Origin of the sequence: Citrobacter sp. Cpo148 (genome assembly GCF_030332375.1) — a bacterium.
In the GTDB taxonomy this organism is placed as follows: Bacteria; Pseudomonadota; Gammaproteobacteria; order Enterobacterales; family Enterobacteriaceae; genus Citrobacter; species Citrobacter portucalensis.
The window spans coordinates 26,794-44,317 of sequence record NZ_JAOWHY010000027.1 but is presented as its reverse complement, the minus strand read 5'-3'; the positions used below and the strand labels follow the sequence as shown (position 1 = coordinate 44,317).

Sequence of the window (17,524 nt, the reverse complement as noted above, 5' to 3'; positions counted from 1 at the left end):
ATCAATTTAACACCTTGCTCATTGACCGTAAAGAAAGATGCGCTACATACAAGTGTAGCACCGTTCGTTACGTGTAAATTCCTTCATACGGTCGGGAGGTTTCTCGTCATTATTCACTGCCAGTGATGATGCAGCGCCTTTTCCTCTCACTTACGTTTGAGCGTAACGCTGACATCCCTTTGATAAGGATGTTAGGATGGTCAATGATTGATAATGACGGTAACAAGCATGTTAGACAATGTTTTGAGAATTGCCACACGCCAAAGCCCCCTTGCGCTCTGGCAGGCACATTATGTCAAAGACGCCTTAATGGCAAACCACCCCGGTCTGATCGTGGAACTGGTTCCTATGGTAACCCGTGGCGATGTGATCCTTGATACCCCACTGGCGAAGGTCGGGGGGAAAGGGTTGTTTGTTAAAGAGCTGGAAGTCGCGCTGCTGGAAAAACGCGCCGATATCGCCGTGCATTCCATGAAGGATGTGCCGGTTGAATTCCCTGACGGTCTTGGGCTGGTCACCATTTGTGAGCGAGAGGATCCGCGCGATGCTTTCGTCTCAAATAAGTACAACACGTTGGATGAACTCCCCGCAGGCAGCATCGTCGGGACATCCAGTTTGCGCCGCCAGTGCCAGTTGGCGAAGCGTCGCCCGGATCTCGTCATCCGTTCGCTGCGCGGCAACGTAGGCACGCGCCTCAGCAAACTGGATAACGGCGATTATGACGCCATTATTCTGGCGGTCGCCGGATTAAAACGTTTAGGTCTTGAGTCGCGAGTCCGCACCGCTCTGCCGCCGGAAGTCTCCCTGCCCGCTGTCGGGCAAGGCGCAGTAGGCATAGAATGTCGACTGGATGATATGCGCACTCAGGCGCTGTTAGCGCCGCTCAACCATGAAGAGACCGCGCTACGCGTCAAAGCAGAACGCGCCATGAACACCCGCCTGGAAGGGGGATGTCAGGTACCTATTGGTAGCTATGCCGAAATCATCGACGGTGAGATTTGGCTACGTGCGCTGGTCGGCGCGCCAGACGGTTCACAGATGGTATGCGGAGAACGTCGCGGCGCTACACAAGATGCCGAACAGATGGGCATCTCTCTGGCAGAAGAACTGCTGGAGAACGGTGCGCGCGCCATTCTGGCGGAAGTTTATAACGGAGAAGCCCCCGCATGAGTATTCTGGTCACCCGCCCGTCTCCCGCAGGGGAAGAGTTAGTGAGCCGACTGCGCACACTGGGGCAGGTGGCCTGGAGTTTTCCGCTCATCGAGTTTTCACCTGGTCGGGAACTGGCAACGGTTGCTTCCCGACTGTCGGCGCTGACGGAGAACGATCTGGTCTTCGCTCTCTCGCAGCACGCCGTCACCTTTGCAGATGCCGAGCTTCGCCAGCAAGAGAAAAGCTGGCCATCCCTTCCGCGTTATTTTGCCATTGGCCGTACAACGGCGCTGGCGCTGCATACTGTTAGCGGCTTCAATATTCACTACCCTCTGGATCGGGAAATTAGCGAAGTCTTGCTACAATTACCTGAATTACAAAATATTGCGGGAAAACGCGCGCTTATATTACGCGGCAACGGTGGCCGGGAGCTGATAGGTGAAACCCTGACGGCACGCGGAGCCGATGTCGATTTTTGTGAATGTTATCAACGCAGTGCAAAACATTACGATGGTGCGGAAGAAGCTATGCGCTGGCAATCCCGTGGCGTAACCACGGTGGTTGTCACCAGCGGAGAGATGCTACAACAGCTCTGGTCGCTCATTCCGCAGTGGTATCGTGAGCACTGGTTACTACGCTGTCGGCTGTTGGTCGTCAGTGAGCGTCTGGCGCACCTCGCCCGGGAACTGGGCTGGCAAGATATTAAGGTCGCTGATAACGCCGACAACGATGCGCTACTACGCGCATTACAATAACTCTCATAATGGGATGCCATAATGACGGAACAAGAAAAATCCTCCGCCGTGGTTGAAGAGACCAGGGAGGCCGTGGAAACCACGTCACAGCCAGTCAATACTGAAAAGAAGAGTAAGAACAGCACGGCGCTGATTCTGAGCGCTGTGGCGATTGCTATTGCGCTGGCTGCAGGCGTTGGGCTGTACGGCTGGGGGAAACAACAGGCAACAACACAAACGGCAACCAGCGATGCGCTGGCGAACCAGCTGACGGCGCTGCAAAAAGCGCAGGAAAGCCAAAAAGCTGAGCTGGAAGGCATTATTAAACAGCAGGCAACACAGCTGGATGAAGCCACTCGCCAGCAGGCCGCGCTGGTCAAACAGCTTGATGAAGTCCAGCAAAAAGTCGCCACCATCTCCGGCAGCGATGCTGGCACATGGCTGCTGGCGCAGGCTGATTTTCTGGTGAAACTGGCCGGTCGTAAATTATGGAGCGATCAGGACGTCACCACCGCCGCTGCGCTGTTGAAAAGCGCCGACGCCAGCCTGGCGGATATGAACGACCCGAGCTTAATTACCGCGCGACGTGCGATTACTGACGACATCGCGAGCCTCTCCGCGGTGACTCAGGTCGACTATGACGGCATTATCCTGAAAGTGAATCAGCTCTCTAATCAGATTGATAACCTGCGTCTGGCCGACAACGACACCGACGATTCTCCAATGGACTCTGACAGCAGCGAGCTTTCCAGTTCGATTAGTGAATGGCGCGTCAATCTGCAAAAAAGCTGGCAGAACTTTATGGACAGCTTTATCACTATTCGCCGTCGTGATGAAACCGCCGTCCCGCTGCTGGCACCGAACCAGGATGTTTACTTACGTGAGAACATCCGTTCTCGTCTGTTAGTGGCCGCACAGGCCGTGCCGCGTCATCAGGAAGAAACATACCGCCAGGCGCTGGAAAATGTCTCCACATGGGTGCGTGCTTACTACGACACCGACGATGCAGCGACCAAAGCGTTCCTTGAAGAAGTAGACCAACTGAGCCAGCAAAGCATCAGTATGGATGTTCCGGAAACGCTGCAGAGCCAGGCTATTCTCGACAAGTTAATGCAGACCCGCGTACGTAATTTACTGGCGCAGCCTGCCACAGCACCGGTAGCAGTAGCACCTGCGCCAGCGCCTTCGACAGATGCTCCGGCAACCGCGCCGCAAGGAGAATAATGATGCTAAAAGTATTGTTGCTCTTTGTGCTGTTGATCGCCGGGATCGTCGTCGGTCCGATGATAGCCGGTCATCAGGGTTACGTGCTGATCCAGACGGATAACTACAATATCGAAACCAGCGTTACGGGCCTGGTGATCATCCTTATCGTCGCCATGGTCGTCCTGTTTGCGATTGAATGGCTGTTGCGCCGAATCTTCCGCACCGGCGCACATACCCGTGGGTGGTTTGTGGGTCGTAAGCGACGTCGCGCCCGTAAGCAGACCGAACAGGCGCTGCTCAAACTGGCAGAAGGTGACTATCAGCAGGTTGAGAAGCTGATGTCGAAAAATGCCGATCATGCAGAACAGCCGGTAGTGAATTACCTGCTGGCGGCAGAAGCGGCTCAGCAGCGCGGTGACGAAGCGCGCGCCAACCAACACCTTGAGCGTGCTGCCGAACTGGCCGGAAATGATACGATCCCGGTAGAAATCGCTCGCGTTCGCCTGCAACTGGCGCGTAATGAAAATCACGCCGCACGCCACAGCGTAGACAAACTGCTGGAAGTGACGCCACGTCATCCGGAAGTGCTGCGTCTGGCTGAGCAGGCCTACATTCGCACCGGCGCATGGAGTTCCTTGCTGGATATCATCCCATCCATGGCAAAAGCGCATGTGGGTGATGACGAGCACCGCGCCATGCTGGAACAACAGGCATGGGTTGGCTTGATGGATCAAGTCCGCGCCGATCAGGGCAGCGAGGGGCTGCGTGCATGGTGGAAAAACCAGAGCCGTAAAACCCGTCATCAGGTTGCTTTGCAGGTAGCAATGGCTGAACATCTGATTGAGTGTGACGATCACGATACAGCGCAGCAGGTCATCATTGATGGTTTGAAACGTCAGTACGATGACCGCCTGGTGCTGCCGATCCCGCGTCTGAAAACCAATAATCCGGAACAGATAGAAAAAGTGCTGCGCCAGCAGATTAAAGCCGTGGGCGATCGCCCGTTGCTGTGGAGTACGCTGGGTCAGTCGTTAATGAAGCATGGGGAATGGCAGGAAGCTACGCTCGCCTTCCGTGCCGCTCTCAAACAGCGCCCGGATGCCTATGACTACGCCTGGCTTGCTGACGCGCTGGACAGACTGCACCAGCCGGAAGAAGCCGCCGCCATGCGCCGTGATGGCCTGATGTTGACGCTGCAGAACAACAATCCCCCGCAGTAACTCCTGAATGCCCGGTGGCGCTTTCGCTTACCGGGCCTACATATTTTTCAATCGCATAAAAAAACGCCCGCTCGGTAAGGAGCAGGCGTTAAACAGGTCTGTATGACAACATAAATGGGTGCTTCACTCAACGTTATGTCCATGGTGTTTGATGAGGCCTGAGCGACATCTGTCTGTGGACGATAAGCACCGTAAACGGCTCTGCATCATTCCTGAGTTTATGAGGCCAGATGGCGAACATAAGAGATGGAATGAGCATCTACCCGCATATTATTGCACAACGCATGCCACGATTGCACTGCAAAAACCAGGTATTCGGACTTTTTAAGACTTCAGGAAATTCGCAGATGCGAAGGCTAAGAAGGGAAATCAGAAAACAAAAAACCCCGCCGAAGCGGGGTTCAAAATTGGTCGGCGAGAGAGGATTCGAACCTCCGACCCACTGGTCCCAAACCAGTTGCGCTACCAAGCTGCGCTACTCGCCGTTTTACTGCTTTTTGAATTTTTAGTTCAATTCTTTAAGTCGTGGTGCGAGGGGGGGGACTCGAACCCCCACATCCTAAGGACACTAACACCTGAAGCTAGCGCGTCTACCAATTCCGCCACCTTCGCATTTCACAACTTTAAATTAATGGGGTGGCTAATGGGATTCGAACCCACGACAACTGGAATCACAATCCAGGGCTCTACCAACTGAGCTATAGCCACCACTGCAAATCTTTTACGCGGTATTAAAACCACCGCAGCTCTGGCACCCTACTAAATGGTGCGCCCGACAGGATTCGAACCTGAGACCTCTGCCTCCGGAGGGCAGCGCTCTATCCAGCTGAGCTACGGGCGCTTAGCGCCGTTGCGGGGCTGGATATTACGGAGGTCTCGGTCTTCTGTCTAGTGCTTTTTTAAAATAAATTATCGTTTGGTCATGGTTTGTGCGTTTTGTCGCTTATTCCCGCAATTTATGGGCTGTGCCATGACGATTCAGACCAAAAACCTTATAAATGAGCGTCACGGCCAGTAAGAAACCCATGCCAACAAAAAGCGACATTCGGGTATCTTCATTAAAGTACATGCCAATTAATACGCAAATCAGGAACGCCATCGTCAAATAATTCGCCCACGGGAACAGAATGGAGCGGAATGGATGACTGGCAATCGCCGCTTTATGCGCCTGACGGAAACGCAGCTGGCTTATCAGGATCACAAACCACGGTACCATCCCCGGCAACACGCTGGCGCTATAGACATAAACAAACACGCGCTGCGGGTTAGGAATAATGTAGTTCAGGCATGAGCCAATCAGCAGGATCGCGATAGAAATAGCCACTCCGACAACCGGCACGCCATGGCGTGATACTTTTCCAACAACGGCAGGAAGCTGGCGATTCTTTGCCAGCGCGTAGAGCATACGCCCACAGCTGTACATGCCGCTGTTACAGCCAGACAGCGCCGCCGTCAGCACCACAAAGTTAATAATCCCTGCCGCAGCAGTAATACCAATCTTGGCAAAGGTGAGAACAAACGGGCTGCCGTTGCTGCCAATCTCATTCCACGGGAAAATAGTGACGATGACAAAAATCGCACCAACGTAGAAAATCAGAATGCGCCACAACACTTTACCCACCGCGCTACGCAGCGTGACCTGTGGATTCTTCGCTTCCCCTGCAGTGATGCCGATCAGCTCCACGCCCTGGTAAGACGCCACAACAATACACAATGCCGTCAGGAAGCCCTTCCAACCCCCAGCAAAGAAGCCACCGTGCTCGGTCAGGTTGCCAAAACCAATCGCCTGGCCACCATTGCCAAAGCCGAAGAAAATCACCCCAACCCCAATGACAATCATCACAATGATGGTGGTCACTTTGATCATGGCAAACCAGAACTCAATTTCACCATACAGGCGAACCGCAGCGAGGTTTGCCAACGCAACCAGTCCGACCGCGATCAGTGCGGGTATCCATTGCGCCATTTCCGGAAACCAGAACTGCACATACACCCCGATGGCGGTAATCTCTGAGATCCCCACCGCCATCCACATAAACCAGTATGACCAGGCGGTGAGATAGCCAAAGAAGGGGCTCATATAACGGTGAGCGTAAACAGCGAATGAACCTGCAACCGGCTCGAGGAATAACATCTCCCCCATAGAACGCATAATGAAAAACACGAACAGCCCGGCGACGATATACGCCAGCAGAACCGAAGGTCCCGCCCATTTCAGGGTACTGGCGGCCCCCATAAATAGCCCAACGCCAATAGTGCCCCCAAGGGCAATTAATTCGATGTGACGAGCCTCCAGCCCACGCTGTAGCTCAGGTTTGTTCTCAGCCATAAATCCTCTTGATGTGTTTGCATGCTGTCCGGTATTACCGGTTCTCGTTATGGGTACATCTTGTTATGCCATAACAGGCCATGCGGCACCGACCGCTTTACGGTTGGCGCCAAAAACACCACGGCACTGCAATGATTGTTGCGAATGGTTTCCTAAAATCGCTTAAATGGCAATTAAAGCATTCAAAAAATGAATAGATTGTGCGAGAAAGCAGCGATTATGTTGTGAATAAGTAGCGTAATTAGCAGATCACGCTACTTATCAGAGGAGAGAGGGCGTCAGAGGTTGCCGGTATAGTGCCAGCGGAGATAGCGTAATAAGCGAAGTTGCCGAGTAATACGGCTCGGCTGCGACAATAAGCGATACAGCCACTCCAGCCCCAGATTTTGCCAGATTTTAGGCGCACGCTTAACGTGACCGGTAAAGACGTCGTAGGTGCCCCCTACGCCCATATACAGCGCGTCAGGGTGAGTCTTGCGGCAATCACGCATAAAGATCTCTTGTTTTGGCGAGCCCATCGCCACCGTCACAATTTGCGCACCGCTGGCGTGAATACGCTCAAACAACGCCTGACGCTGCTCTGGGGTAAAATAACCGTCCTGACTACCCACAATGTTCACGCGCCACTGCGCACGTAGTTTTGCTTCTGTTTGTGCCAGAACTTCAGGCTTGCCACCAACCAGGAAAACAGGCGTTCCGTTTTGCCCAGCTCGCGCCATCAGCGCTTCCCAAAGGTCAGCTCCGGCCACGCGTGAAACCTGCGCCTGTGGGAATTTTTTGCGCACCGAACGCACCACGCTAATCCCATCCGCATACTTGAACTCCGCGGCGTTGATCAGCTCCCTCACTTCAGGGTTATCTTCTGCTGTCAGCATCTTCTCAGCGTTAATAGCCACCAGCGTTCCTGACCTGAGGTGTCCTTCGGCAAACAGGTAATTCAGCGCATGTTGCATATCGCGCCAGCCAATCAGTTGTAATCCGCGCAGCGAATACAGCGGCGCAGTTGTGTTATCTGCCATTACGATCCTTCAATTTGTGTCCGGGGCAGCGATTTGATTCGTTTATGAATGAGTCCCGCGCTATCAAACAGCCAGAACAACAATTTTGCCACCAGTAGGCAAACGCCGAAAATCACGAGGAAAAAGACCACTCGTGAGACAAACGAATCCAGCCCTTCACGTGCCAACACGATCATATTGAAAATGGCGCCAAAACAGAAACTGTGCAAAATCGCCGCCTTATAGCGATTGGTTTCTCGGTTACCTAGCTCATACAGCCAGTCGAACCACTTGATGATGAGCCCAACAACAATCGCGCCTAATGGTATAAACAGCGCCCCGCCCATCACCACCAGTGAACCAATTAACGTCGGCGAAATCGCCAGTCCTGAGTGGTTGTTCAACACTTCCCAGGTAAAGTAGTTCGCTGAGTTGAGTACAATACTCGGCCGCCCAGGCCACAGCCAGGAGGGAATAAAGACGTAGAAGTCACGGACGATCGGCGCCAGCCCCTGGAACTCAATATTGTGGTAATTCTGCAGCAATAGCGCCAGGTTCTCCCACGGTGAGAAGGTGTCGCGCGTAAGGTACAGGAACGTATAGAACGCCTCATCGCCGCTAACGCTCATTCCGTAGCGCTTCAACGCCAGCCAGAACATCCCGACAATGCCCAACACGCCTGCAGCGGCCAACATCCACAGCGAAATCCAGCCGCGAATAATGCCGATAAACAAGAAGATGGCAAACGCGATAATGATATTGGCACGCGTCCCACCCACAATCATATAGGTCAGCAAACCAAACGCGACGGTACTCACCAGGAAGAACACCCACGCTTTGCTGTCCTGACGCAGGAAATAAACCACCAGCATTGCCGGAATGAAGAAGTAGAAGAAACGCTTCAGAGCGACGCCAGAGACTTCACTGGAAAAAATCTGGCTATAGGATTGCAGTCTGAACAGCAGGAATCCGTTGTGCATAAAGAAGATGCCCACGCTCACCAGCGCAATCGCCATCAGGATAACCCAGGTCAAATGGGCTTCAACGCGATTGATGGTAAACAGCAGCCTGCGCGGCTTATCATCTACTCGTTTGCGTAAGCGCGTTTTATACGTCACGTAGTAGACGGCATAGAAACAGGCGGCTGACAGCAAGGCCTGCAGCAGGATCTCCGGCGGAGCCACTGCCACATCAAAGCGGAACACCAGGATGCTGGTTAACGGGAATCCGAAGAAGAACGTCAGCAAGAACAACAATGAGAAGAAAACATTGAAGTTAAAACGCACGCGGCGGAACTCAAACCAGGTCAGCGTGGCGATAAACAAGGTGGAGAGCAGCCAGACCACCAGAAGACCGCTGAATTGCATCAGGCTCATACGGTTTCTCCTGAAGCAATGCGCAGCGCGTTGTGCCACGGCTGCAGATAATTCGGGCTAAAGAAGGTAATAGTATTTTTATCTACCGATGCCAACTGGCGCTGCGCTTCACGTACGACGCCTTCATTGAGATCATCAGTGGTAAATAACACCGGAAGATTTTGTTCCACCATATCCTGCCAGAAGGGATTTTCACGGTTGAGCACGCATGGGATACCCGCCTGGATCAGCAAACACAGGGTACCGATTCCCTGTTGACGGGCAAAAATAAAGTAACCCAAATCGCATTGACGCAATAACGTGAGATAAGCGTCAAATTCCAGCTTTTCACTCAAAATTTGCAGATTATCAGCGCTAAATAACGCCAGGCCGGCCTGGCGAACCTCGTCGATATAGGCCGCATTATTGGCGGGATAACCCATCGGCACAATCACATTCACCGTGTCGCCAAACTGCTGATGGACGGCGCGAAGCGCGGCAACATGCTCATTGCTGCGATCGCCAGAGTTGCCAACCAGCACCGTCATCTTGCCGCTGCGCTGGCAATCATTGCTCATGTTATTGAGTGAAGGATCCATTCGCGTTGGGAAATAGAGCAACTCACCCCGCACACGGGGATGTTGCTCGGCGAAATAACGTAAATCGCCCCGTGTGGCAAACACGCAGCCCACACGATTCTGCGCCATGCGGCGAATCGGGTAAAACAGGCGGAATTTCAGTCCACTGGAGACTTCGTATAAATCAGCGCCCCAGATATGCCAGTAAAACTGCGCCGGTTTAATCCCGCCACTCAGCAGCGCCAGCCACAGGCTGGTGTTGAACTGACCGTGGAAGAAGAAACGCTGTTGGCGATCCGCTTTTGCTTTCGCGATCACAGCGTCAGCAAGCGCCTTTTTCCCGCTGTAGAAGCTTAGCGATAACGCCGGGCAGCTCTCACTGAGTCCCGCATCCTGACCGGCAACCATAAACGTGCGCGCATGCTCGCTCGTCGCGGCCAGCGAGTCGTTGAAAAACCGCAACACGGTTTGGTTATGGTGAGGGATATCCGATCCCAGAACGTGAATCAGTACAGTCATGCCCGCCTACGCCAGAGTAAAAACACGCCACAACAAAGAGAAAAATAGACGATGTACGTTGCCATATAAGCCTGTGCCGCTCCCAGCGCACCGTGTGCAGGGATCAGCCAGTGAGCAAACACCGTCAATAACATGAACTGGCTAATTTCAGCCAAAATATAAAACCGCAGCGATGCTTTCGCGATCACCAGATACCCAAAGACATACGCCCCAACTTTCAGTACATCGCCGACCAGTTGCCAGGCAAACAGATCGCGCATGGCGGTGAATTTTGCGGAGAAAAGCAGCCAGATCGCAAAATCACGCAGCAACCAAACAGTAAAGCTCGCTGCGGCAACCGCCGGTAACACGAACTTCAGCGACTTAACCACCTCGCGCGTAATGTCGCGCTTTTCGGTCAGTCGAGACAACGTCGGAAGCAAGTAAACGCTGAATGAGGCGGTAATGAATTGCAGATAAGCATCAGAGATACTGCTTACTCCCTGCCAAATCCCCACATCATCCCAACTGTACTGCGCCGCCAGCAGGTTTCGCATCATCACGTATGCCACAGGCAGCGTTACGGAGGTAATCAGCGCCATCAGGGTAAACTTGCTTAGCTGTCCAGCCAGGCCGTTATCCCACGAGGGTTTCAGGTAATGCAGGGGAATTGCCCCACGCTTAATCAGCATAATAGCGGCGGGGATAACGACCAACGCGGGCACTAACGCCAGACCCAGCAAAGCACCTTCATACCCTCCCAGGCGATAACAGCCATAATAAGCCACTACGCCCACCAGGCTACCCACAATCAGCGACAGCGCGTTACCCGCCGCATCGCGAAAGCCCTTCATCAACGCCAGCAGCAGGTTCGCCCAGGCAATACCCATTTGCACCAGCGCAACCAGTCTTACCAGCCCCTGATAATGAGTATGGCCAAACAATCCCTGACTGATTGGCGCGGCCGCCAGCAGAAAAATCACCGCCATCAGCGTAGAGAATCCCAGCACCATCGCGGAAGATGTACCGACTACCTTACGGAGCCGGGTCGGATCGTCATGGTGCTGCGCAACATATTTCGTGACGCCGTTGAAAATGCCGGCCCCCGCCAGGACACCAAGCACGGTGACCATCTGGCGGAAGTTACCCGCCTGCCCCACGCCTGCCGGGCCAAACGACACCGCCAGCAGCTTCACGACCAGCAAACCTGCACCAATTTTTACCAGCGTACTGGCTGCCGTCCATAAGGACGCTTTAGCAAGCGACATATCAGGCGAAGTAGTTGAGTAAGGTCGAAATGACCGTTCGCTGGTTTACTGGCGACAGGTTGTAAAACAGCGGCAAGCGCAGCAGACGCTCGCTCTCTTTAGTGGTGAAACGATCAACACCGGCAAATACGCCGAATTTATCGCCAGCCGGACAATCATGTAGCGGGATATAGTGGAACACTGCCATAATTTCAGCTTCTTTCAAGAAGTTAATCAACGCCGTGCGATCGTCGATATCGCGCAGCTTGATATAAAACATATGGGCATTCTGCACGCAGTTTTCCGGGACAGAAGGCAGATTAATGCGTCCGACACGCGCCAGCGGTTCGAGAGCATCATAGTAGTTCTGCCACAGCGCCAGACGCTGCTGGTTAATACGGTCAGCCGCTTCCAGTTGTGCCCACAGATAGGCAGCCTGCAGATCGGACATCAGATAGCTGGAGCCAATATCACGCCAGGTATACTTATCCACCTGACCGCGGAAAAATTGGCTGCGGTTAGTTCCTTTTTCACGGATGATCTCTGCACGTTCGACTAATTTTTTATCATTAATCAGCGTCGCACCACCTTCACCGCCTGCGGTATAGTTTTTGGTCTCATGGAAGCTAAAGCAACCGATGTGACCAATCGTCCCCAGCGCCCGACCTTTGTAAGTCGACATGACGCCCTGGGCCGCATCTTCAACGACAAACAGGTTATGTTTGGTCGCCAGCGCCATGATGGTATCCATTTCACAGGCTACGCCCGCGTAATGCACCGGCACGATAGCGCGGGTCTTGTCGGTGATCGCCGCTTCAATCAGCGTTTCGTCAATGTTCATGGTATCCGGGCGGATATCAACAAAGACAATTTTCGCACCGCGCAGCACGAAAGCATTGGCCGTGGAGACAAACGTATAGCTCGGCATAATGACTTCATCGCCAAGCTGGATATCAAGCAGCAATGCCGCCATCTCAAGCGATGCGGTGCAGGAAGGCGTCAGCAATACTTTCTCGCTGCCAAAATGCTGTTCCAGCCACTGTTGGCAGCGACGGGTAAAACCACCGTCGCCACACAGTTTGCCGCTGTTCATCGCAGACTGCATGTAATCGAGTTCAGTGCCCACCACCGGCGGTGCGTTAAATGGAATCATCGTGTCACCTGTATAACCAATACGCGGTGCTTTCCACATTCGCACCACTGTGTATATAACGTTTAAGCGCGGCGGTATTGCCCATTTGGGTCGCCACGCGTAATGTTGTTTTACCGCGAGCCTGCGCCCAGCAAAGGGCAGCCTGCATCAGTTCTGCTCCCGCCCCACGCCCGGCCAGCAGGCCAATTCGCGCATCGGTCGCATTCAGTTCACGCAGCGAGACATAGCCACGAATATCACCTGCCGGTGTACGAAAAACGAGGCATTGATGATCGAACGTCCCCAGCACCGCGTTTTCAATCCACTGCGCATAAAAACGCGTGCTGGCATCTGCGGCATACCACGGGGTACGAAAACGACTTTGCGCGAACGCCTGCCCTGCCAGTTGGCGTAATACAGGGATATCCGTAGTTTGTGCGACCTGCGCACCGGGGTCGCCATGCGCACACATCACCGGCAGCACAAAATCCACTTCACCTTCAACCAGTGAGAAGCCCAACTGTTGCAGGGCGTCTAATTCATGGGTATTGGCGGCAGGAATTTTTGCCTGTACCCGCGACCAGGGCTGCAACATATCCGCAGTCAGAACCGGCGCGTGTTGGTCAAAACGCACAATGGCGCTATTCACGCCAAAGAACGTATTTTCCCAACTAAGCGGCTCAATACTGGCGCGGACGAGCACGGAGCAGCTCCAGCAGGTATTGACCATAACCCGTTTTGGCCAGTGAACTGGCAGCACGCTTCACACCTTCGTCATCCAGCCAACCGTTACGCCAGGCGATTTCTTCCAGACAGGCTATTTTAAAGCCCTGACGTTTCTCCACCGTCTGCACAAACGTGCTCGCTTCGATCAAACTGTCATGCGTACCGGTATCCAGCCAGGCAAAGCCACGCCCAAGCAATTCGACCGTCAAATGCCCGTCATCAAGATACATCTGGTTGATAGACGTAATCTCCAGCTCCCCACGCTCAGAAGGTTTTACGCGTTTTGCATATTCCACCACCTTGCTGTCATAGAAATAGAGACCAGTCACTGCCCAGTTGGATTTTGGTGTTTTCGGCTTCTCTTCCAGCGAGATAGCTCGAAAATTGTCGTCAAACTCCACGACACCAAAACGTTCAGGATCCATCACCTGGTAACCAAACACCGTCGCGCCTTGCGTTCTGGCGGCTACGTGACGCAGTTTTGGACTGAATCCCTGACCAAAGAAGATATTGTCTCCTAACACCAGACATGATGGTTCACCGTTAAGGAACGTTTCACCAATGATAAACGCCTGTGCTAATCCATCCGGACTGGGTTGCTCAGCATAGTGCAATTCAATGCCGAACTCAGATCCATCGCCCAGTAAGCGCTGGAAATAGCCTTTATCTTCCGGTGTAGTGATAATCAGGATTTCGCGAATTCCCGCCAGCATCAATACTGATAACGGGTAGTAAATCATCGGCTTATCGTAAATAGGCAATAGCTGCTTCGATACGCCACGTGTAATGGGATACAGGCGAGTACCTGAGCCACCCGCCAGAATGATACCTTTCATGCGTTGTCTCCTCCGGGAGCCAAAACCAGGCTGTTAGCCCTTCAGACCTAAACGTTCGCCCTGGTAACTGCCGTCCTGCACGGGTTTCCACCATGCCTGATTAGCCAGATACCACTGCACGGTTTTGCGCATTCCGCTTTCAAACGTTTCTTGCGGCATCCAGCCTAGTTCACGCGCAATTTTCGACGCGTCAATGGCATAACGCAAATCATGACCCGGGCGATCGTCCACAAAAGCGATCAAGTCGCGGTACTGCGCGATACCCTGCGGCTTTTGCGGTGCCAGCTCTTCCAACAGGCTGCAAACCGTTTCGACAACTTCCAGGTTTTTACGCTCGTTATGGCCACCGATATTATAGGTTTCTCCCACCGCGCCCGTTGTCGCCACACAATAGAGCGCCCTGGCGTGATCTTCTACATACAACCAATCACGGATCTGTTGCCCATTGCCGTAAACCGGCAACGGCTTCCCCGCCAATGCGTTGAGGATCATCAGCGGAATCAGTTTTTCCGGGAAATGGTACGGACCATAGTTGTTAGAACAGTTGGTTATCAGCGTTGGCAGACCGTAGGTACGCAGCCAGGCGCGAACCAGATGATCGCTGCTGGCTTTCGACGCGGAATAAGGGCTGCTCGGTGCATACGGTGTGGTTTCAGTGAAGAAATCATCCGTAGAATGCAGGTCGCCATACACCTCGTCAGTCGAGATATGGTGGAAACGAAACGCTGATTTTTTCTCGCTGGTTAAATCACTCCAGTAAGCGCGCGCCGCTTCCAACAGCGTGTAGGTTCCCACGATGTTAGTTTCGATAAAGGCGGCCGGACCATCAATTGAGCGATCGACGTGGCTTTCTGCCGCCAGATGCATCACGCAGTCCGGCTGATAGTGTTGAAACACCCTGTCGAGCGAAGCTCGATCGCAGATATCGACTTTCTCAAAGGTAAAACGAGGATTCTGTGCAACCGGCTCCAGCGACATCAGGTTTCCGGCATAGGTCAGCTTATCGACCACAATTGCCGCATCCTGAGTCTCCTGAATGATATGCCGTACAACCGCCGAGCCGATGAATCCCGCTCCACCGGTAACCAGAATTCGTTTCATTAGCGCCAGACCCCTTTGGTATCAACGATATATTGCTGGTGAACCGCATCGCCTTTAATGGCTTTAAATTCATTATGGTCGACCAGCAAGACCAGCACATCGGCACTTGTCAGGGCATAGTCCAGCGCTGCCAGTTGGCACAGACCGTCCAGTTTTTTCGGCAGTTGATGGATGTTCGGTTCCACCACCAATGTTTCGCCTTTGTGCCAATGCGCGATGCTTTGCGCAATTCCCATCGCCGGGCTTTCACGTAAGTCATCAATATTCGGTTTAAATGCCAGACCAAAACAGGCAATTTTCACTTCGCTGGCCCGTTTATTAGTATCCGCCAGACAGTCGGCCACGGCAGCTTTTACCTGATCAACCACCCAATGAGGCTTACCGTCGTTTACCTCACGCGCGGTGCGAATCAATTTCGCCTGCTGCGGGTTCTGCGCCACGATAAACCACGGATCAACCGCGATACAGTGCCCGCCAACCCCCGGACCCGGTTGTAAAATATTCACGCGCGGATGGCGATTTGCCAGTCGAATCAGTTCCCAGACGTTGATCCCCTGATCGGCGCAAATCAGCGACAACTCATTGGCGAAAGCGATATTGACGTCGCGGAAGCTATTTTCAGTCAGTTTGCACATTTCCGCCGTACGGGCGTTGGTCACGACACATTCGCCCTCCAGGAAAATGTTGTACAGTTCGCTAGCACGCGCGGAACAGACGGAGGTCATTCCCCCAATCACGCGGTCGTTTTTAATCAGTTCAACCATCACCTGGCCCGGCAGCACTCGCTCTGGGCAATAAGCAATGTTAACGTCCGCGTGTTCACCGACTTGCTGTGGGAAAGTCAGGTCAGGACGCATTTCAGCCAGCCATGTGGCCATCTGTTCAGTGGCCCCGACAGGCGACGTCGATTCAAGGATCACCAACGCGCCTTTTTTCAGCACCGGTGCAAGAGATTTAGCCGCGGCTTCCACATAAACCATATCGGGTTCGTGCTCCCCTTTAAACGGAGTAGGCACAGCAATCAGATAGGCATCCGCATCTACAGGGGTTGTGGTCGCACGCAGAAATCCATTTTCGACCGCCGTTTTCACCACGGCGCCCAAATCTGGCTCAACGATATGAATTTCACCGCGATTAATGGTATCCACCGCGTGTTGATTTACATCTACGCCAATCACATGCTTTTGACGGGAAGCAAAGGCAGCCGCCGTCGGCAGTCCGATATAACCCAGCCCAATGACAGAAATGGTCGTAAAACTCATAGCGATATCCGATTATTTTTTAACGCGTGTAAAATGCGGCCACATGCCTGCCCGTCACCATACGGATTATGGGCGCGGCTCATGGTCTGATATTCATTGTCGTCATGCAGCAAACGCGTGACTTCTTCGACAATACGCTGCGGGTCGGTCCCTACCAGACGTACTGTGCCTGCAGTAATCGCTTCCGGACGTTCCGTCGTTTCGCGCATCACCAGAACCGGTTTCCCCAGAGATGGGGCTTCTTCCTGAATCCCGCCAGAGTCGGTAAGGATCAGCCAGGCGTGATTCATCAGCCAGACAAACGGCATATAATCCTGCGGTTCAATCAGGATGACGTTTTCAACGTGCCCCAGAATGCGATTAACCGGTTCGCTGACGTTAGGATTCAGGTGCACCGGATAGACAATCTGTACGTTCTGATTGGCCGCGGCAATTTCCGCCAGCGCATGACAAATGTGTTCAAAACCACGACCGAAGCTTTCCCGACGATGACCGGTCACCAGTATCATCTTTTTATCCGAGCTCAGGAATGGGTAATGCTCTGCCAGTTCAGCTCGTAATGCATCACTCGCTAGTACGCGATCGCGTACCCAGATCAACGCATCAATAACCGTATTACCTGTAACGAAGATACGGCTATCAGAAATGTTTTCCCGTAACAGGTTTTGGCGCGAGTTTTCTGTTGGTGCAAAATGATACATCGCCAAATGCCCGGTCAGCGTACGGTTCGCCTCTTCCGGCCAGGGAGAGTAGAGATCGCCTGTACGTAAGCCTGCCTCCACATGCCCTACCGGGATGCGCTGATAGAACGCGGCCAGGCTAGTAGCAATGGTGGTTGTGGTATCGCCGTGAACTAACACAACGTCAGGTTTAAAATCAGCCAGAATTGGCTTTAATCCTTCCAGTATTCGGCAGGTAATTTCTGTTAGTCCCTGACCTGGCTGCATAATATTGAGATCGTAGTCAGGTACAATGGAAAAGAGGTTCAACACCTGATCGAGCATCTCCCGATGCTGCGCCGTGACGCAAACTTTTGCTTCAAAATCAGGATCTTTTGCCAGCGCATGAACCAGAGGTGCCATTTTTATGGCCTCCGGTCGCGTGCCAAATACAGTCAGTACTTTCACATCGATTCTCTTCGGATTGGCAG

General features: G+C 53.1%; 15 protein-coding genes and 4 tRNA genes. 4 read left to right on the top strand and 15 right to left on the bottom strand.

Annotated features, from left to right (window positions below; translation table 11 throughout):
- Window positions 1-228 precede the first annotated feature (228 nt).
- From hemC to hemY, 4 genes are read left to right on the top strand one after another with little or no spacing between them, the layout of a single operon-like run.
- Window positions 229-1,170 carry a hydroxymethylbilane synthase gene (gene hemC, locus OGY10_RS00505; RefSeq protein WP_003841203.1) on the top strand — a complete coding sequence of 314 codons (942 nt, stop codon included), beginning with the start codon at window positions 229-231 and terminating at the stop codon, window positions 1,168-1,170.
- Complete coding sequence (gene hemD, locus OGY10_RS00500; RefSeq protein WP_003828974.1) at window positions 1,167-1,907, top strand: uroporphyrinogen-III synthase; 741 nt, start codon at window positions 1,167-1,169, stop codon at window positions 1,905-1,907. Before hemC ends, hemD begins: the two co-directional genes overlap by 4 nt.
- Window positions 1,908-1,928: 21 nt before the next feature.
- Window positions 1,929-3,110, top strand: coding sequence for a uroporphyrinogen-III C-methyltransferase (gene hemX, locus OGY10_RS00495; RefSeq protein WP_137377526.1), 1,182 nt, complete (start codon window positions 1,929-1,931; stop codon window positions 3,108-3,110).
- A gap of 2 nt (window positions 3,111-3,112) precedes the next feature.
- Window positions 3,113-4,312, top strand: coding sequence for a protoheme IX biogenesis protein HemY (gene hemY, locus OGY10_RS00490; RefSeq protein WP_137377528.1), 1,200 nt, complete (start codon window positions 3,113-3,115; stop codon window positions 4,310-4,312).
- A gap of 408 nt (window positions 4,313-4,720) precedes the next feature.
- On the opposite strand, the gene OGY10_RS00485 is transcribed toward hemY, so the two are convergent.
- The 15 genes from OGY10_RS00485 to wecB form a co-directional block, all read right to left on the bottom strand.
- Window positions 4,721-4,797: transfer RNA gene (locus tag OGY10_RS00485), tRNA-Pro, on the bottom strand.
- Window positions 4,798-4,838: 41 nt separating this feature from the next.
- Window positions 4,839-4,924 (bottom strand) — tRNA-Leu (locus OGY10_RS00480).
- Between the two features lie 20 nt (window positions 4,925-4,944).
- A tRNA-His gene (locus OGY10_RS00475) sits at window positions 4,945-5,020 on the bottom strand.
- A gap of 56 nt (window positions 5,021-5,076) precedes the next feature.
- Window positions 5,077-5,153, bottom strand: a tRNA-Arg gene (locus OGY10_RS00470).
- Window positions 5,154-5,255: 102 nt separating this feature from the next.
- Window positions 5,256-6,641 (bottom strand): bifunctional threonine/serine APC transporter ThrP, encoded by a 1,386-nt coding sequence (gene thrP, locus OGY10_RS00465; protein WP_060683016.1) that lies wholly within the window; start codon window positions 6,639-6,641, stop codon window positions 5,256-5,258.
- A 278-nt stretch (window positions 6,642-6,919) separates the two neighbouring features.
- The gene (gene wecG, locus OGY10_RS00460; protein WP_191226603.1) at window positions 6,920-7,660 is read right to left on the bottom strand and encodes a lipopolysaccharide N-acetylmannosaminouronosyltransferase; all 741 of its coding nucleotides are present in this window, start codon (window positions 7,658-7,660) and stop codon (window positions 6,920-6,922) included.
- The gene (wzyE, locus tag OGY10_RS00455; RefSeq protein ID WP_191226604.1) at window positions 7,660-9,015 is read right to left on the bottom strand and encodes an ECA oligosaccharide polymerase; all 1,356 of its coding nucleotides are present in this window, start codon (window positions 9,013-9,015) and stop codon (window positions 7,660-7,662) included. The genes wecG and wzyE overlap by 1 nt, the downstream gene beginning before the upstream one ends.
- A complete protein-coding gene (locus tag OGY10_RS00450; protein ID WP_048227521.1) occupies window positions 9,012-10,091 on the bottom strand; it encodes a TDP-N-acetylfucosamine:lipid II N-acetylfucosaminyltransferase in 1,080 nt (359 codons plus the stop codon). The genes wzyE and OGY10_RS00450 overlap by 4 nt, the downstream gene beginning before the upstream one ends.
- Window positions 10,088-11,338: a lipid III flippase WzxE gene (gene wzxE / locus OGY10_RS00445; protein ID WP_003017971.1), complete on the bottom strand. Its 1,251-nt coding sequence runs from the start codon at window positions 11,336-11,338 to the stop codon at window positions 10,088-10,090. Before wzxE ends, OGY10_RS00450 begins: the two co-directional genes overlap by 4 nt.
- Window position 11,339: 1 nt before the next feature.
- Window positions 11,340-12,470, bottom strand: a complete 1,131-nt coding sequence (gene rffA / locus OGY10_RS00440) for a dTDP-4-amino-4,6-dideoxygalactose transaminase (protein WP_191226605.1) — start codon at window positions 12,468-12,470, stop codon at window positions 11,340-11,342.
- A gap of 4 nt (window positions 12,471-12,474) precedes the next feature.
- Window positions 12,475-13,152: a dTDP-4-amino-4,6-dideoxy-D-galactose acyltransferase gene (gene rffC, locus OGY10_RS00435; RefSeq protein ID WP_191226606.1), complete on the bottom strand. Its 678-nt coding sequence runs from the start codon at window positions 13,150-13,152 to the stop codon at window positions 12,475-12,477.
- Window positions 13,130-14,011: a glucose-1-phosphate thymidylyltransferase RfbA gene (gene rfbA / locus OGY10_RS00430; RefSeq protein ID WP_286576013.1), complete on the bottom strand. Its 882-nt coding sequence runs from the start codon at window positions 14,009-14,011 to the stop codon at window positions 13,130-13,132. Before rfbA ends, rffC begins: the two co-directional genes overlap by 23 nt.
- 33 nt (window positions 14,012-14,044) lie before the next feature.
- Window positions 14,045-15,112 (bottom strand): dTDP-glucose 4,6-dehydratase, encoded by a 1,068-nt coding sequence (rffG, locus tag OGY10_RS00425; RefSeq protein WP_032945684.1) that lies wholly within the window; start codon window positions 15,110-15,112, stop codon window positions 14,045-14,047.
- Window positions 15,112-16,374, bottom strand: a complete 1,263-nt coding sequence (gene wecC / locus OGY10_RS00420) for a UDP-N-acetyl-D-mannosamine dehydrogenase (RefSeq protein ID WP_191226607.1) — start codon at window positions 16,372-16,374, stop codon at window positions 15,112-15,114. Before wecC ends, rffG begins: the two co-directional genes overlap by 1 nt.
- Window positions 16,371-17,501 carry a non-hydrolyzing UDP-N-acetylglucosamine 2-epimerase gene (wecB, locus tag OGY10_RS00415; RefSeq protein ID WP_032934208.1) on the bottom strand — a complete coding sequence of 377 codons (1,131 nt, stop codon included), beginning with the start codon at window positions 17,499-17,501 and terminating at the stop codon, window positions 16,371-16,373. The genes wecC and wecB overlap by 4 nt, the downstream gene beginning before the upstream one ends.
- Between the last annotated feature and the right edge of the window lie 23 nt (window positions 17,502-17,524).

What these genes read in the sequence shown, in the direction of transcription:
- wecC (WP_191226607.1), bottom strand. Translation starts at nt 16,374, where the DNA reads ATGAGTTTTACGACCATTTCTGTCATTGGGCTGGGTTATATCGGACTG.
- hemX (WP_137377526.1), top strand. Translation starts at nt 1,929, where the DNA reads ATGACGGAACAAGAAAAATCCTCCGCCGTGGTTGAAGAGACCAGGGAG.
- wzyE (WP_191226604.1), bottom strand. Translation starts at nt 9,015, where the DNA reads ATGAGCCTGATGCAATTCAGCGGTCTTCTGGTGGTCTGGCTGCTCTCC.
- OGY10_RS00450 (WP_048227521.1), bottom strand. Translation starts at nt 10,091, where the DNA reads ATGACTGTACTGATTCACGTTCTGGGATCGGATATCCCTCACCATAAC.
- wecG (WP_191226603.1), bottom strand. Translation starts at nt 7,660, where the DNA reads ATGGCAGATAACACAACTGCGCCGCTGTATTCGCTGCGCGGATTACAA.
- rfbA (WP_286576013.1), bottom strand. Translation starts at nt 14,011, where the DNA reads ATGAAAGGTATCATTCTGGCGGGTGGCTCAGGTACTCGCCTGTATCCC.
- thrP (WP_060683016.1), bottom strand. Translation starts at nt 6,641, where the DNA reads ATGGCTGAGAACAAACCTGAGCTACAGCGTGGGCTGGAGGCTCGTCAC.
- rffG (WP_032945684.1), bottom strand. Translation starts at nt 15,112, where the DNA reads ATGAAACGAATTCTGGTTACCGGTGGAGCGGGATTCATCGGCTCGGCG.
- hemY (WP_137377528.1), top strand. Translation starts at nt 3,113, where the DNA reads ATGCTAAAAGTATTGTTGCTCTTTGTGCTGTTGATCGCCGGGATCGTC.
- wzxE (WP_003017971.1), bottom strand. Translation starts at nt 11,338, where the DNA reads ATGTCGCTTGCTAAAGCGTCCTTATGGACGGCAGCCAGTACGCTGGTA.
- rffA (WP_191226605.1), bottom strand. Translation starts at nt 12,470, where the DNA reads ATGATTCCATTTAACGCACCGCCGGTGGTGGGCACTGAACTCGATTAC.
- hemD (WP_003828974.1), top strand. Translation starts at nt 1,167, where the DNA reads ATGAGTATTCTGGTCACCCGCCCGTCTCCCGCAGGGGAAGAGTTAGTG.
- hemC (WP_003841203.1), top strand. Translation starts at nt 229, where the DNA reads ATGTTAGACAATGTTTTGAGAATTGCCACACGCCAAAGCCCCCTTGCG.